This is a genomic window from Bacillus sp. TH19 (assembly GCF_016651075.1).
Taxonomy (GTDB): Bacteria; Bacillota; Bacilli; order Bacillales; family Bacillaceae_G; genus Bacillus_A; species Bacillus_A mycoides.
In genome coordinates, this window is record NZ_JAEKEO010000010.1 from 893,611 (window position 1) to 906,664 (window position 13,054).

The window sequence follows — 13,054 nt, forward strand, 5'->3', positions numbered from 1 at the left end:
TTTATGAATATATTAGTTACAGGTGGAGCTGGATTTATTGGAAGTAATTTCATTCACTATATGTTAAAAAACTATGAAACATATAAAATCATTAATTACGATGCATTAACATATAGCGGGAATTTAAATAATGTAAAGTCTATTCAAGAAAATCCTAACTACTCATTTGTAAAAGGGAAAATCCAAAATGGAGAGCTGCTGGAACATGTTGTTAAGGAACGTGACGTGCAAGTAATTGTAAATTTCGCAGCTGAATCACATGTGGATCGTAGTATTGAAAACCCAATTCCTTTTTATGATACGAATGTAATAGGTACAGTCACGCTGTTGGAGTTAGTGAAAAAATATTCACATATTAAACTCGTGCAAGTATCAACAGATGAAGTATACGGTTCTTTAGGGAAAACAGGAAAGTTTACCGAGGAAACCCCGCTAGCTCCTAATAGTCCATATTCTTCAAGTAAAGCGAGTAGCGACATGATAGCCTTATCTTATTATGAAACGTATCAATTACCGGTTATTATAACGCGTTGTTCTAATAACTACGGACCGTACCAATATCCTGAGAAATTAATTCCGTTAATGGTTACGAATGCGCTTGAAGGAAAGAAACTACCATTATATGGTGATGGATTGAATGTAAGGGATTGGCTGCATGTAACGGATCATTGTAGTGCAATTGACACCGTTTTGCATAAGGGATGTGTAGGAGAGGTGTATAATATCGGCGGAAATAACGAAAAAACAAATATAGATGTTGTGGAACAAATTATAAAAATTTTAGGGAAAACGAAAAAAGATATTGAATTTGTAACAGACCGTTTAGGTCACGACCGTCGTTATGCGATTGATGCACAAAAAATGAAGAATGAGTTTGAATGGGAACCGAAGTATACGTTCGAACAAGGATTAAAAGAAACGGTGGAATGGTATAAAAACAATGTGGACTGGTGGAAACCACTAAAAGAAAAGTAAGGGGCATGTAGATGAAAGAACGGATTATTATAACGGGAGCGAACGGTCAGCTAGGGAAGCAACTACAAGAAGAGTTGAATTCTGAGGAATATGACATATATCCATTTGATAAAAAGTTATTAGATGTAACAAATATATCCCGAATTAAGCAAGTGGTACAAGAAATAAAGCCACATACAATTGTTCATTGTGCAGCGTATACGAAGGTAGATGGTGCTGAGAAAGAACAGGATCTTGCTTACTTAATAAATGCGATTGGAGCTCGAAATGTAGCGGTTGCTTCACAATTAGTAGGGGCTAAGTTAGTGTATGTCAGTACCGATTATGTATTTCCAGGTGACAAACCGGATGGCTATCATGAATTTCATAATCCAGCACCGATAAATATATATGGAGCTTCTAAATTTGCAGGAGAGCAGTTCGTAAAAGAGTTACATAATAAATATTTTATAGTTCGTACATCGTGGTTGTATGGTAAGTATGGAAATAATTTTGTGAAAACGATGCTACGATTAGGAAAAGAGAGAGAAAACATATCTGTTGTAGCTGATCAAGTTGGTTCTCCTACGTACGTGGCGGATTTAATTACTGTGATTAATAAGCTCATTCATACATCCTTATACGGTACGTATCACGTATCAAATCGCGGTTCATGTTCTTGGTTTGAATTTGCTCAAAAAATATTTTCGCATACAAAAATAAGAGTGAATGTGTTACCTGTGTCGACTGAGGAATTTGGATCGGCGGCAGTGAGACCGAAATATTCGATCTTTCAGCATAAAATGCTACAATTAAATGGTTTTTTACAAATGCCTACTTGGGAAGAAGGATTAGAAAGGTTTTTTATAGAAACAAAAAGTCATTAACAAATTTATGTTAGTGACTTTTTTGTTTGCCTTTAAGAGGTTTTATGGTACTATAATTATAGTATCAGGTACTAATAACAAGTATAAGTATTTCTGGGAGGATATATCATGGAACTATTACAAGGGAAAACATTTGTTGTTATGGGCGTTGCGAACCAAAGAAGTATTGCATGGGGAATTGCTCGCTCTTTGCATAATGCAGGTGCAAAATTAATATTCACATATGCAGGAGAGCGTTTAGAAAGAAATGTTCGTGAACTAGCGGAAACATTAGAAGGACAAGAATCACTTGTATTACCTTGTGATGTAACGAATGATGAAGAACTTACAGCTTGCTTTGAAACTATTAAGCAAGAAGTTGGTACAATTCACGGTGTTGCACACTGTATTGCTTTTGCAAATCGTGATGATTTAAAAGGCGAATTTGTAGATACTTCTCGCGATGGATTTTTACTTGCACAAAATATTAGTGCATTCTCTTTAACAGCTGTAGCAAAAGAAGCGAAGAAAGTGATGACAGAAGGCGGAAATATTTTAACTTTAACATACCTTGGCGGCGAGCGCGTTGTGAAAAACTATAACGTTATGGGTGTTGCGAAAGCTTCGTTAGAAGCTAGCGTGAAATATTTAGCGAACGATTTAGGACAACATGGCATTCGCGTTAACGCTATTTCTGCAGGACCAATTCGTACGTTATCTGCGAAAGGTGTAGGCGACTTTAACTCAATCTTAAAAGAAATTGAGGAACGCGCACCACTTCGTCGTGCGACGACTCCAGAAGAAGTTGGAGATACAGCAGTATTCTTATTCAGTGATTTAGCACGCGGAGTAACAGGTGAAAACATTCATGTTGATTCAGGATATCATATTTTAGGATAAATATAATAGGAATTAAAGTTTAAAAAGGACAGTCTCTAAACGTTGAGACTGTCCTTTTTAATTGTTCCCAGAAAGAACGATTTTTAACGAAAGTTCTAGCCACGTTATGAATATAACTATAATAGTACACGATTTATCCAGCTACGTATGGAAGTGGGAGGGACGAGTGTGAAGAATAAAAATAAAAGTTCAACAGTTGGAAAACCGTTGTTATATATTGCACAAGTAAATTTAGAACTCGCTGCACCGAAAATAAAAAGAATTATTTTAACGAATTTCGAAGATGAGGATCAAAAAGAGCAAAGTAATAGAAATGAAAGTATTGTAAGTAGTGCTGTGGAAGAAGTGGTAGAACAAGAGAAACAAGAACCACGAGAGGAGCCTAAAGTGGAGGTGGAAGAAAAAGTAGAGGAAGAGGAAGAGCAAGTGAGAACGGTCCCTTACAATAAATCCTTTAAGGATATGAATAATGAAGAAAAAATTCATTTTTTATTAAATCGTCCTCATTACATTCCAAAAATAAGATGTAGAATAAGAACGACGACCGTCTTATATATAGGATCGATTATATCTTACCGTAATGGCATTGTATCCATTATGCCACCAAATAGTATGAGAGATATTCGATTATCTATAGAAGACATCAAATCGATTGATATGGCCGGCTTTTAAATATGTAAAGGTGGTAGAAAGCTTCTACCACCCCAATAGTTTTTTAGTTTACTTAACTATAGAAACGTCGCGTAAGCACTGAATAGCACAGAAGCAGCTTAAATCAACAGTAATGCAAGTAGATGTCGAGATTAATCTTGCATTTGGTATAGCTAAAAACGTACAAATTGGATCGTCGCCAGGTGGTACAGGAGACCCATCACCTAATACTACAGTTAACACACGTAGGACAGCACAGCTATCGTCATCTACGCTTTCTACACGGAAAATTGGAGATTGGCAGCTAGTAAGGCTTGAAGATGGTGCAAATGCTTCAAATGGCGTTCCAGCTTTTGTGTATAAAATAAAAGGGCGTGTATTTGCTACTGCTGCTGTATTGTGTGCTCCTAAAAATGGAATTTCACAACCAGAACCACATGTTGAACTAGAGCAATCTTGTAGTTCATTGATGAATTTTACGACGTCAACTACGCAGTGAGAAGAGCTATGGTGTTTATTTTCGTTACAACTCATTAATGTCACTCCTTATCTTCTTGTTTGTATTTACATTAATAAGATATTGGAGTGGGGGAGATTTGGTCACAATCTTAAGACCTTTTTTTTTAAATAGGCTAAAGAGGATAGGGAAGGTGGAATTATGTTATTTACAAGCTGGCTTTTATTTTTTATTTTTGCGCTAGCTGCATTTAGGTTAACTCGTCTTATTGTTTATGATAAAATTACAGCTTTTTTGCGAAGACCGTTTATTGATGAGTTAGAGATTACAGAGCCTGATGGAAGTGTATCGACTTTTACAAAGGTGAAAGGAAAAGGATTAAGAAAGTGGATGGGAGAATTATTAAGCTGCTATTGGTGTACAGGTGTGTGGGTTAGTGCTTTTTTATTAGTTTTATATAAATGGATTCCTATTGTTGCAGAGCCTGTACTAGCATTATTAGCCATTGCAGGTGCAGCAGCGATCATTGAAACAATTACAGGATATTTTATGGGAGAATAATAAAGTGAAAATTTAATCAGTGTGGGGCATCCCCCGCTAATTATCAGCCCGCACCAATCGGGATAAATCTTCATGATGTTAGAAAAAGCGGAGTTTAAGAGGATGCGGGAACGGAAATAAAGAGTTGTTCATATAGTAAATAGACAGAATTGACAGTAGAGGAGATGTTTGCTGTGAGCAATAATCCAAGGCAAAATGCATATGATCTACAGCAGTGGTATAACATACAGCAACAGCAACAAGCACACCAACAGGCATATCAAGAACAGTTACAGCAACAAGGGTTTGTGAAAAAAAAGGGATGCAACTGTGGGAAAAAGAAAAATACAATAAAACAATATGAAGAATGAAACACTCATGTTACGGTGAGTGTTTTTTATTGTAAAAATAAAAAGCGGTATTTCAATTAAGAAATACCGCTTTTTACTAGCTAATTTGTGCAACTGTTAATGCTGCAGCACGGATGTCTACAGTTCCAAGCAGTTCAACTGGTACAATTTGAATTAAGTCACCAGGGTTTAAGTTAATAAGAATAACACCACTGGATACGTCTACTTCACCAGTACCAATAACGTTAGAGCGAACCGCTGTACCTGATCCAGGAATAATGTTAGCTGGTGTACCTAATGATAAGAAGAAACGACCAGCTTCTGGTGCAGTAGGAACGTTATCAAGACTGATCGTTAATGTATAACTGATTTGATAAATACCAGCTACTTGAATTCGAATACCGTCTCCGACACTTACTGTATTATTTATTACAGGAACAGTAATATTTGGGTTTGGACTTACGCTAGGTAATAGTAGTGGTGTGAATAGTGAAGCGAACTGAGGTGCAGAAGCGTTGAAAGCAAAACCGAAGGCAGGTAGTGTACTAGCTGGTTTCGCCTCACAATCAATGTTATTAAATTCGCAATCAGAAGAGAACATGTTTTTCACTCCTTTATCTGTTTCTACTTTTAGTTAATGAAAAGGACAGGTTCTATGTTCTAGACAAGTTCCCAATTTTATAAAAAATACATAATAATACCTTTTAAGCATGGATTGGGTGGCAGAATCATCTGCCACCCAATCCATGCTTAAATTAGTATTCAGTTTTATATAGAAACATCGCGTAAGCATTGAATAGCGCAGAAGCAACTTAAATCAACAGTAATACAAGAGGAGGTTGATACTAATCTTGCATTTGGTACAGCTAAAAATGTACAGATTGGATCGTCACCAGGTGGTACAGAGGTACCATCACCTAAAACTACAGTTAATACACGCAATACAGCACAGTCATCATCATCTATACTCTCTACACGGAAAATTGGAGATTGGCAGCTAGTAAGGCTTGCAGATGGTGCAAATGCTTCAAAAGGTGTTCCAGCTTTTGTGTATAAAATAAAAGGACGTGTATTCGCTACTGATGCAGTGTTATGTGCTCCTAAAAATGGAACTTCGCAACCAGATCCACATGTTGTGGTTGCACATTCTTGTAGTTCATGTATAAAACGAACGACATTAGATACACAGTTGAAATCACAATCATGGTGTTGATGATCTTCATTACAATTGCAGCTCATTATGTTCACTCCTTATCGTGAGTTCTGACATACACTATTACAATATGAACGGGATATGGTTGATATTACGTTAATTCTCAGGATAGAAACAGGGAATTTATATAGAGGGGATGTACATATCGTGATATGGAAAAAGACACCCATTATTTAATGGATGTCTTTTCAGGTAAATCTTTTTGCGTAGTATATAGAAAACGAGATATATCTAGTTTCTTTCCTCTGAAAAATTGCGGGGAGGAAATGTAAAGTTCTTCTTTTGCGCGTGTAATGGCGACATAGAGTAATCGTCGTTCTTCTTCTAATGCTTCAGAAGTCTCCGTCACACGGTCATTTGCATCTTTTAAAGAAGAAGTATGCGGCAATATACCATCGCTTGCTCCGAGTAAAAAGACGCATGGAAACTCAAGGCCTTTCGCATTATGAATTGACATAAGCGATACAGCATCTTTTTGCGGCATTGTTTTTAATGCTTCCATTTCTTTTTGACCTTGAATGGCCTCGTTAATAAATTGTAAGTAAGCTGGAATATCCGTAAAGCGAGTTGCTGATTCCATTAATTCTTCTAACATTTCTTCTTGTATGTCCTTATGCATCGTAAAGGAAGAACGATCATTACTTTGTAAGTACTCTAAATACTTTCCTTTACCATGAATAATTTCTTTCAATGCTTTTTTCGGTTCAAGTTCTTTTATAAACTTAATAAAATCGATTCGCTCATTTACTTTTTTAACTTGAAAAGGTTTCAAGCTTGGGTTTAGTAATAGAAAATGAAGAAGAGAAGGGAAACGGCCCTCACCATATTTCCATTGTTCACGTTCAATAAATGAAATGCACTCATCACGGCCAATATACATTGTTGGTAATATATTTGAAAGTGATTCGAGGCGGAACGGTTCAAGCACGAGTCGTAAGTGATCTAATACGGGCCTAATTAAAGAATGTTCGTAGAACGATTGGCTCGCTCCATGTTTAATAAATGGAATCTTATGAATTGTAAGCTGATCAAGTAAAGAACGGCTTACAGAATGTGTACGATATAATAAACAAAAATCTTTATAATTTCGTTCACCACTATCTACTTTTTCCTGAATGAGTTGCAAAATTTGATTTGCTTCATCAAAAGTTGTCGCAGGTCGTGCATAAAACGGCTGTATGCCATCGTTACGAACAGAATATAGCTCTTTATCAAACCGTTCTTGATTGAGCTTAATAACTTCATTTCCAAGTCCTACGATAAATGGATTAGATCGATAATTCGTATTAAGTGCGATAATTGTAGTATTATCAAATTCCTTTGGAAAAGATAAAATAATTTGGTGACTTGCCCCTCGCCAGCCATAAATCGCTTGATCGTCATCACCTGCGATAAATAAATTATTTCTCGGCGTGGCTAACAATTTTACAATTTCATATTGTGCATACGACGTATCTTGAAACTCATCTACTTCAATGTAATGAAAACGCTCTTGTAATTGAGTAAGCAGGGGAGCGTTATTTTCTAACATATAATACATTTCTAATAAGATGTCATCAAAATCGATATAATTGTGTCGTTGTTTTACCTCTTCGAAACGTTCGTATACTTCTTTGAACTCTTGTTCAACCGGTGTTTTCGCTTTTACATCTTTCGGACGATTCAAGTTGTTTTTCTCAAGTGAAATCATAGCGAGTATAGTTTCGGCATCATAATCGTCTTTTAAGCGCAATTCTTTCAAAATTTTCTTTATCATAATTTGTTTATGTTTTTCATTTGCTAAAATTTGCTGATTATATCCTTGACTACGAAGCAATTTTAAAAAGACAGAGTGGAATGTACCAGCAACGACATAGCTACTTGCGGCATGATTCATACCAGGTAAATTCGCTACACGGCTTCGAATTTCTTCAGCTGCTTTTTGTGTAAACGTCAGCAGTAAAATATTTCGCGGATGGACATGTTTTACATTAACTAAATAACCAACGCGAGTTGTTAAAACAGATGTTTTACCACTTCCAGCACCAGCTAGTGTAAGGACAGGTCCTTCTGTCGTTTGCACTGCTTCTAACTGTTTTTCATTTAAATAAACACCTTGCTGTTCTAATGCGCGGAAATACGCCGCATCTGCATCTTCTTCCATAATTAAATGGGTAGATGTTTTCGGAATATGATACGCCGCTTGCGGAATGCCAGCGTGTGTTAACGGTTTTTGTGAAAATTTTTCTTGTGTCATATATTCACCTTCAAAACTATAGCATCAACATTTAACTTTAGCGGAAGAAAAAGAAAATAGCAATGTAAAAAACAGGAGGGGCTACCTCCTGCTACAAAATTATAATTCTTTTATCATTACGACGTGTGGGATATTTGCTTCCATAAACACATCAGAAGCCGTCACGTATCCTAGCTTTTTATAGAAAAATTCAGCATGTGTTTGAGCATGGAGTTTCAATTTCGGTAGAGACTCTTCCTTCGCATACGCTTCAAGTGCATCCATAATGATTTTACCAATGCCTTTTTTACGATGTGAAGCTAGTACGCAAATGCGCTCCATTTTTCCTATTCCATCAACGATGCGGAAGCGACCAGCACCAACTGGAACATCATTATCATATATAACAACGTGTGTTGAAATCTCTTCAAACTCATCATACTCTTCTTCTGCAGAAACACGTTGCTCATTTACAAATACTTGCTTACGTACAGAGAATGCATCTCTTAGTTGTTCGTCCGATTGTACGATTTGTGCGTGCAAATTAGTTGTTCTCCTTTCCAAGGTGGAATGTTTCATGTACAGTCCACGTTCCATTTTCTAATTGGTATAGAAGGTGGAAACGATCGATTGGTTGCTCATAATAGAAATCTTTCATACGTAATCGACCTAATACATCAGCGTGCTCTGCGTCTGATAAGTCTTGACCGATTGTTAAATGAGGTACGAAAGAGTACTCGCGCTCTTGTGTAAAGAAACCATTATGCATTTCTTCATTTAAGAAAGTAAGTTCAGGTGTTTTTTCTACTTTAAAATAAAGAACATTATTAACAGGTGCGAATGAACCGACTTTCCCAACATGAAGGGTGAAAGGGTTCGTTTTATTTGCGATTGTATGTAACTCATTCACAATCGATTCTAATTGTTCATCTTGCGTCTCAAAGGGTGTTTTCAATGTAATATGTGGCGGAACTAATGCGTAATGCGGATCATAACGTTTACGTAATCCGTTCGCTTTATCTTGAATCATTTTTGATGGGAAAATTACAATTCCTAATTTCATGTTCCAATTCCTCCCTTTGCAAGTCTAGTTAGATTTTGAGAATAAATCTCTCTATCTATTATATCAAATTATTCTGAATACCGCTCTCTATTATTTCATTGATAGAATATGAGAAAATGCTTTTGGTAAATCTGCTTGCCAATATTTCCATGTGTGATTCCCTTCAAACTCTTCATAATGCGTGATGAAATTTCTATCTGTAAGTAGTTTATTTAACTCGCGATTCGGTTCTACGAAATCAGATACTTGTCCGTCTGTACGCTTGACAGCTGTTTCTTCGGTCCCAATTACGTGATAAAGATCTAGCGCCCCCGGATTTTTGAAATCTTTTGCTAAGTTCATGACTGTTTCATCAACAAATGGTGATTGCATAACGACCTTACCAAATGTATGCGGATACATAAGTGCGGTCATGAAGGAAACTGTACCGCCGAGAGAATCTCCAATTAAAACGCGTCCTTTACCCATTTGATATGTTGGATAATTTGCATCAATATATGGAGCAAGCTCATGAGCAAGGAAACGAATGTAAGCAGCATTCTTTACATCATTTGGGAAATATTTTTCCTTACGATCGTGTACATTTTTATATGGAATACCGACAATAATTGTGCGGTCGATTTCTTCAGTTTCACGAAGACGCTCAATTACACGGTGCGCTTTACCAAGCTGAAAATAATCTCTACCATCTTGTGCAATAACAACCGTATGCTTATGGAGAGGTGTGTAATTTACTGGTAAATAAACAAGAAGTGTAAGCTCCTCTTGAAGTGATGTACTAAAAAATGAAATTTCTTCAATTCTCCCTATTGTTTGATTCATGTATATCCCCCTAAATAAAAATTTACTGTAATGATTGTAAGAGCAACGCTTGTAGTGAAAAGGAAAGAAATAATCACTAATAGGTGCCTTAATTTCTATTTTACCATAATGGTACGAAGAATCTAAAAAATTAGTATTTAAGTTGTGAAAGAAAACGGATATAATGAAGTGGGATTTTTTACAGGTGAGAGGGGAGACAGGATTTGAAACAAGAAAGATCAATCGCACTACCACTAGCAATTTCCATTATAGCAATTTCATTCGCAGCTGTTTTTGCAAAGATGTCCTCAGCACCATCTTCCATTTTAAGTATGTATCGATTATGGATTATCGTACTTATTATGCTGCCGATCGTTTGGAAAAAACGGGAAGAATTTAGTAGGATTCAAATAAAAGATTGGGGATTTTTAATTGGATCGGGTTTCTTTTTAGCTCTTCATTTTCTTCTATGGTTTGAATCCTTAAAGCATACGACAGTTGCTAGTTCGACGATTATTTTAGCACTTCAACCGATCGTATCTTTAGTGGGAGGTTTTTTCTTATTTAAAGAAAGAACAACCTATTCAGCAATTGCGACGATGGGAATTGCGATACTAGGCGTAATGTGTATTGGCTGGGGAGATTTAGGGCTAAGTGAGCAAGCAATTTATGGGGATATATTATCCTTTTTAAGTGTAATAGCAGTTGTCGGTTATTTATTTATCGGACAAACGACAGTAAAGAAAGTATCTCATTGGATTTATAGTTTCACTGTATTTGCCTTCGCTGGTATATTTATAGCGATTTATAACGTTATACTTCAAGTGCCATTTACAGGCTATACGAAGTGGGATTGGAGTATTTTTCTTTTACTTGCGATTGTACCGACAGTGTCACACGTCATTAATAATTGGTTATTAAATTACGTAAATGCAACAACGATTTCAATGAGCATTTTAGGAGAACCAGTTGGGGCATCTATACTAGCGTTCTTCTTACTTGGAGAGAAATTAAACGCAATGCAAATTATCGGTAGCATGCTCGTATTGTTTGGTGTATCTGTTTTCTTACTACAGCAACAAAAGCGAACAGCAAAAAATGTGGTGAACGAACCGGCTTATACACAGGAATTATAACGAGTTTATTCTAATATACGAAAAGAGAAGTTATTGGTAACTTCTCTTTTTTTTGTTCCATGCAGAAAATAAAACAGATTAATAGGGGGAATTCCCGCCATGTAGCATGAAAAAAGATAATATATAGTGGAGTTACATCATACGTTTCGCATACAAATATAGAGGGGGAAGGAGAGACTAAATGAAAGAGATTTTAATGAAATACATGACAAATCTTACAACATTAAGTGAAGAACAGCAGCGCATGATCGTAGAAGAATTACAAATTGAAGAGTATAAAAAAGGAACAGTGCTCCTAGGGCAAGGAGATGTTCCATCTAAATGTTATTTTGTATTAAAAGGATGCGTGAGGCAGCATTGTATAGATGAATCTGGAAAAGAAGTTACATCAAATTTTTATACAGAAGAACAAGCAATCGCGAATTTCAACCATCATAAACAAGATAAATTATCCCCACATACGTTAACGTGCCTAGAAGATTGTCTAGTTGTAGTTGGCGATCTGTATAGTGCAAAGGACATGTATAAGAAATATTCACAGTTAGAAGAAATGACGCACCAAATGATTGAATACAATTTTGGTGAAGTACAAGAAGAACTTACATTATTTATTACATCGACACCAGAAGAGCGCTACAAATCATTATTACAAAAACGACCTCATTTAATCGATCGTGTTCCTCAATATCAATTGGCAAGTTATCTAGGTATTACGCCAGAATCATTAAGCAGAATTAAGAAACGACTCAAACAGTAGAGTTTTTTCCACCTCTAAGCAATAGCCATATACTAAATCCTAGTTCACCTGCGATCATCGGTAGTTGAAAGACAACGTTAAGAATGGAAATAATCGCATCATATTGTGAAAACATCGTATTCATTACGTTAATGATGATATAGCCGATTGCAGCAATGAGCAGTAATATACTAATAGTCTTCGGTATGTTTTTAGATTGAAGGGTTACGTATCCTAAGGTGAGAAGATGTAAGCCGAAAATGATTAATCCTACAGACCAAATGTATTCAAAAGCTTCTAGAAATAACATTGTATATGCTTCTGAATTAGCAACTGTGTTTTTTGAAAGAAGTAATACAAATATTAAATTGAATATAGCAATCCCAAGTATAGCTGTATACATAAGACGAAGACAGGCAGCTAGTAATGAGAGGCTAGTATGGATAGGTTTTAGAAAGAAATAAAGAGCCCACGAGGCGATAATATCCGTAATGAAAATGATAATCCATCCGAAAATTTCTGCTTTGAAAAGTGAACTTGAAGTTTGAATATTATGGAGTGTCGTGCTCGCATCTCCTTGTACAACGAGATTTCCGTGAACAAAACCGTAAGAAAAAAATGCAGCAAATGCCATAATAAGAAGAGAAGCACCAGTAAATAAGGCAAACTTTCGTTCATTCATATGTCGTCCTCCTATTTCAATATTACTTTTATTTTAATAAGGGAAGGAGGAGAAGTCATTGACTTAAATCAAGAGAGGAGAGAGCGTAATGGAATTTCCATCAAAAAAAGATGTATGGTTATATCCAATCTTTTTCATTGTTTTAGGCGCCTGTTTCGCTCCAATATTTGCAGGGAGAGAATACTTTCTCTTATTTTTTACAATTCCATTAGCTATACTGTTTAGTTGGAGTTGGTTTTCAACAAAATATATCGTTAAGGAAGAAATAATTATAATTACATCAGGTCCCGTTAAAAAACGTATATTTATACGAGACATAAAACGAATTTCCAATACAAAAAATCCAATCGCAGCTCATGCACTATCATTCGATCGATTAGAAATTGTTTACGGATCATATGAAACAGAGATTATTTCTCCTAAAAATAAAGAACAATTTATTAATCTTGTGAAAAGTAAAAATCCGCACATTGAAATAAAGTAAAAGAGT

General features: G+C 35.9%; 17 protein-coding genes. 9 read left to right on the forward strand and 8 right to left on the reverse strand.

Going from position 1 to position 13,054, the window contains the following annotated elements:
* Nucleotides 1-3 precede the first annotated feature (3 nt).
* The 4 genes from rfbB (at nucleotide 4) to JFU54_RS22295 (ending at nucleotide 3,392) form a co-directional block, all read left to right on the forward strand.
* Nucleotides 4-975, forward strand: a complete 972-nt coding sequence (rfbB, locus tag JFU54_RS22280; protein ID WP_201066422.1) for a dTDP-glucose 4,6-dehydratase — start codon at nucleotides 4-6, stop codon at nucleotides 973-975.
* A gap of 11 nt (nucleotides 976-986) precedes the next feature.
* Complete coding sequence (gene rfbD, locus JFU54_RS22285) at nucleotides 987-1,841, forward strand: dTDP-4-dehydrorhamnose reductase (protein ID WP_012260557.1); 855 nt, start codon at nucleotides 987-989, stop codon at nucleotides 1,839-1,841.
* Between the two features lie 108 nt (nucleotides 1,842-1,949).
* On the forward strand, nucleotides 1,950-2,720 hold the full coding sequence (gene fabI, locus JFU54_RS22290) for an enoyl-ACP reductase FabI (RefSeq protein WP_201066424.1): 771 nt from the start codon (nucleotides 1,950-1,952) through the stop codon (nucleotides 2,718-2,720).
* Between the two features lie 147 nt (nucleotides 2,721-2,867).
* Nucleotides 2,868-3,392 carry a CotO family spore coat protein gene (locus tag JFU54_RS22295; RefSeq protein ID WP_201066426.1) on the forward strand — a complete coding sequence of 175 codons (525 nt, stop codon included), beginning with the start codon at nucleotides 2,868-2,870 and terminating at the stop codon, nucleotides 3,390-3,392.
* A 48-nt stretch (nucleotides 3,393-3,440) separates the two neighbouring features.
* On the opposite strand, the gene exsY is transcribed toward JFU54_RS22295, so the two are convergent.
* On the reverse strand, nucleotides 3,441-3,905 hold the full coding sequence (gene exsY / locus JFU54_RS22300) for an exosporium assembly protein ExsY (protein WP_002125979.1): 465 nt from the start codon (nucleotides 3,903-3,905) through the stop codon (nucleotides 3,441-3,443).
* A 124-nt stretch (nucleotides 3,906-4,029) separates the two neighbouring features.
* Here exsY and JFU54_RS22305 point away from each other — a divergent pair, with 124 nt between their 5' ends.
* Both JFU54_RS22305 and JFU54_RS22310 read left to right on the forward strand, forming a co-directional pair.
* The gene (locus JFU54_RS22305) at nucleotides 4,030-4,389 is read left to right on the forward strand and encodes a DUF1360 domain-containing protein (RefSeq protein WP_002140858.1); all 360 of its coding nucleotides are present in this window, start codon (nucleotides 4,030-4,032) and stop codon (nucleotides 4,387-4,389) included.
* A gap of 164 nt (nucleotides 4,390-4,553) precedes the next feature.
* Nucleotides 4,554-4,739, forward strand: a complete 186-nt coding sequence (locus JFU54_RS22310) for a cytochrome C oxidase subunit III (protein WP_201066428.1) — start codon at nucleotides 4,554-4,556, stop codon at nucleotides 4,737-4,739.
* Between the two features lie 76 nt (nucleotides 4,740-4,815).
* Here JFU54_RS22310 and exsF read toward each other — a convergent pair whose 3' ends face one another.
* The 6 genes from exsF to JFU54_RS22340 all read right to left on the reverse strand — a co-directional run bounded on the left by exsF (nucleotide 4,816) and on the right by JFU54_RS22340 (nucleotide 10,031).
* Nucleotides 4,816-5,319, reverse strand: coding sequence for an exosporium protein ExsF (exsF, locus tag JFU54_RS22315; RefSeq protein WP_002011391.1), 504 nt, complete (start codon nucleotides 5,317-5,319; stop codon nucleotides 4,816-4,818).
* Between the two features lie 167 nt (nucleotides 5,320-5,486).
* The gene (gene cotY / locus JFU54_RS22320; protein WP_002011392.1) at nucleotides 5,487-5,957 is read right to left on the reverse strand and encodes a spore coat protein CotY; all 471 of its coding nucleotides are present in this window, start codon (nucleotides 5,955-5,957) and stop codon (nucleotides 5,487-5,489) included.
* A gap of 143 nt (nucleotides 5,958-6,100) precedes the next feature.
* Nucleotides 6,101-8,167 (reverse strand): ATP-dependent helicase, encoded by a 2,067-nt coding sequence (locus JFU54_RS22325; protein ID WP_201066430.1) that lies wholly within the window; start codon nucleotides 8,165-8,167, stop codon nucleotides 6,101-6,103.
* A 99-nt stretch (nucleotides 8,168-8,266) separates the two neighbouring features.
* Nucleotides 8,267-8,689 (reverse strand): GNAT family N-acetyltransferase, encoded by a 423-nt coding sequence (locus tag JFU54_RS22330; RefSeq protein WP_201066432.1) that lies wholly within the window; start codon nucleotides 8,687-8,689, stop codon nucleotides 8,267-8,269.
* Between the two features lies 1 nt (nucleotide 8,690).
* The gene (locus tag JFU54_RS22335) at nucleotides 8,691-9,209 is read right to left on the reverse strand and encodes a YjcG family protein (protein ID WP_002011397.1); all 519 of its coding nucleotides are present in this window, start codon (nucleotides 9,207-9,209) and stop codon (nucleotides 8,691-8,693) included.
* A gap of 90 nt (nucleotides 9,210-9,299) precedes the next feature.
* The gene (locus JFU54_RS22340; RefSeq protein WP_002030493.1) at nucleotides 9,300-10,031 is read right to left on the reverse strand and encodes an alpha/beta hydrolase; all 732 of its coding nucleotides are present in this window, start codon (nucleotides 10,029-10,031) and stop codon (nucleotides 9,300-9,302) included.
* A gap of 203 nt (nucleotides 10,032-10,234) precedes the next feature.
* Between JFU54_RS22340 and JFU54_RS22345 the strand changes: the two genes are divergently transcribed.
* Entirely contained in the window at nucleotides 10,235-11,146 is a 912-nt protein-coding gene (locus JFU54_RS22345) for a DMT family transporter (protein ID WP_201066434.1), read from the forward strand.
* 181 nt (nucleotides 11,147-11,327) lie between these two features.
* On the forward strand, nucleotides 11,328-11,903 hold the full coding sequence (locus JFU54_RS22350; RefSeq protein WP_201066436.1) for a Crp/Fnr family transcriptional regulator: 576 nt from the start codon (nucleotides 11,328-11,330) through the stop codon (nucleotides 11,901-11,903).
* Here the strand turns inward: JFU54_RS22350 and JFU54_RS22355 are convergent.
* Nucleotides 11,893-12,564: a DUF4386 domain-containing protein gene (locus JFU54_RS22355; RefSeq protein WP_201066438.1), complete on the reverse strand. Its 672-nt coding sequence runs from the start codon at nucleotides 12,562-12,564 to the stop codon at nucleotides 11,893-11,895. The genes JFU54_RS22350 and JFU54_RS22355 overlap by 11 nt on opposite strands.
* A gap of 88 nt (nucleotides 12,565-12,652) precedes the next feature.
* Here JFU54_RS22355 and JFU54_RS22360 point away from each other — a divergent pair, with 88 nt between their 5' ends.
* Nucleotides 12,653-13,048, forward strand: a complete 396-nt coding sequence (locus JFU54_RS22360; protein WP_088038902.1) for a PH domain-containing protein — start codon at nucleotides 12,653-12,655, stop codon at nucleotides 13,046-13,048.
* Nucleotides 13,049-13,054 lie beyond the last annotated feature (6 nt).

Bases quoted from the DNA above. Each gene is read 5' to 3' on its own strand.
- rfbB (WP_201066422.1), top strand. From the start codon at position 4: ATGAATATATTAGTTACAGGTGGAGCTGGATTTATTGGAAGTAATTTC.
- rfbD (WP_012260557.1), top strand. From the start codon at position 987: ATGAAAGAACGGATTATTATAACGGGAGCGAACGGTCAGCTAGGGAAG.
- fabI (WP_201066424.1), top strand. From the start codon at position 1,950: ATGGAACTATTACAAGGGAAAACATTTGTTGTTATGGGCGTTGCGAAC.
- JFU54_RS22295 (WP_201066426.1), top strand. From the start codon at position 2,868: ATGGAAGTGGGAGGGACGAGTGTGAAGAATAAAAATAAAAGTTCAACA.
- exsY (WP_002125979.1), bottom strand. From the start codon at position 3,905: ATGAGTTGTAACGAAAATAAACACCATAGCTCTTCTCACTGCGTAGTT.
- JFU54_RS22305 (WP_002140858.1), top strand. From the start codon at position 4,030: ATGTTATTTACAAGCTGGCTTTTATTTTTTATTTTTGCGCTAGCTGCA.
- JFU54_RS22310 (WP_201066428.1), top strand. From the start codon at position 4,554: ATGTTTGCTGTGAGCAATAATCCAAGGCAAAATGCATATGATCTACAG.
- exsF (WP_002011391.1), bottom strand. From the start codon at position 5,319: ATGTTCTCTTCTGATTGCGAATTTAATAACATTGATTGTGAGGCGAAA.
- cotY (WP_002011392.1), bottom strand. From the start codon at position 5,957: ATGAGCTGCAATTGTAATGAAGATCATCAACACCATGATTGTGATTTC.
- JFU54_RS22325 (WP_201066430.1), bottom strand. From the start codon at position 8,167: ATGACACAAGAAAAATTTTCACAAAAACCGTTAACACACGCTGGCATT.
- JFU54_RS22335 (WP_002011397.1), bottom strand. From the start codon at position 9,209: ATGAAATTAGGAATTGTAATTTTCCCATCAAAAATGATTCAAGATAAA.
- JFU54_RS22340 (WP_002030493.1), bottom strand. From the start codon at position 10,031: ATGAATCAAACAATAGGGAGAATTGAAGAAATTTCATTTTTTAGTACA.
- JFU54_RS22350 (WP_201066436.1), top strand. From the start codon at position 11,328: ATGAAAGAGATTTTAATGAAATACATGACAAATCTTACAACATTAAGT.
- JFU54_RS22355 (WP_201066438.1), bottom strand. From the start codon at position 12,564: ATGAATGAACGAAAGTTTGCCTTATTTACTGGTGCTTCTCTTCTTATT.
- JFU54_RS22360 (WP_088038902.1), top strand. From the start codon at position 12,653: ATGGAATTTCCATCAAAAAAAGATGTATGGTTATATCCAATCTTTTTC.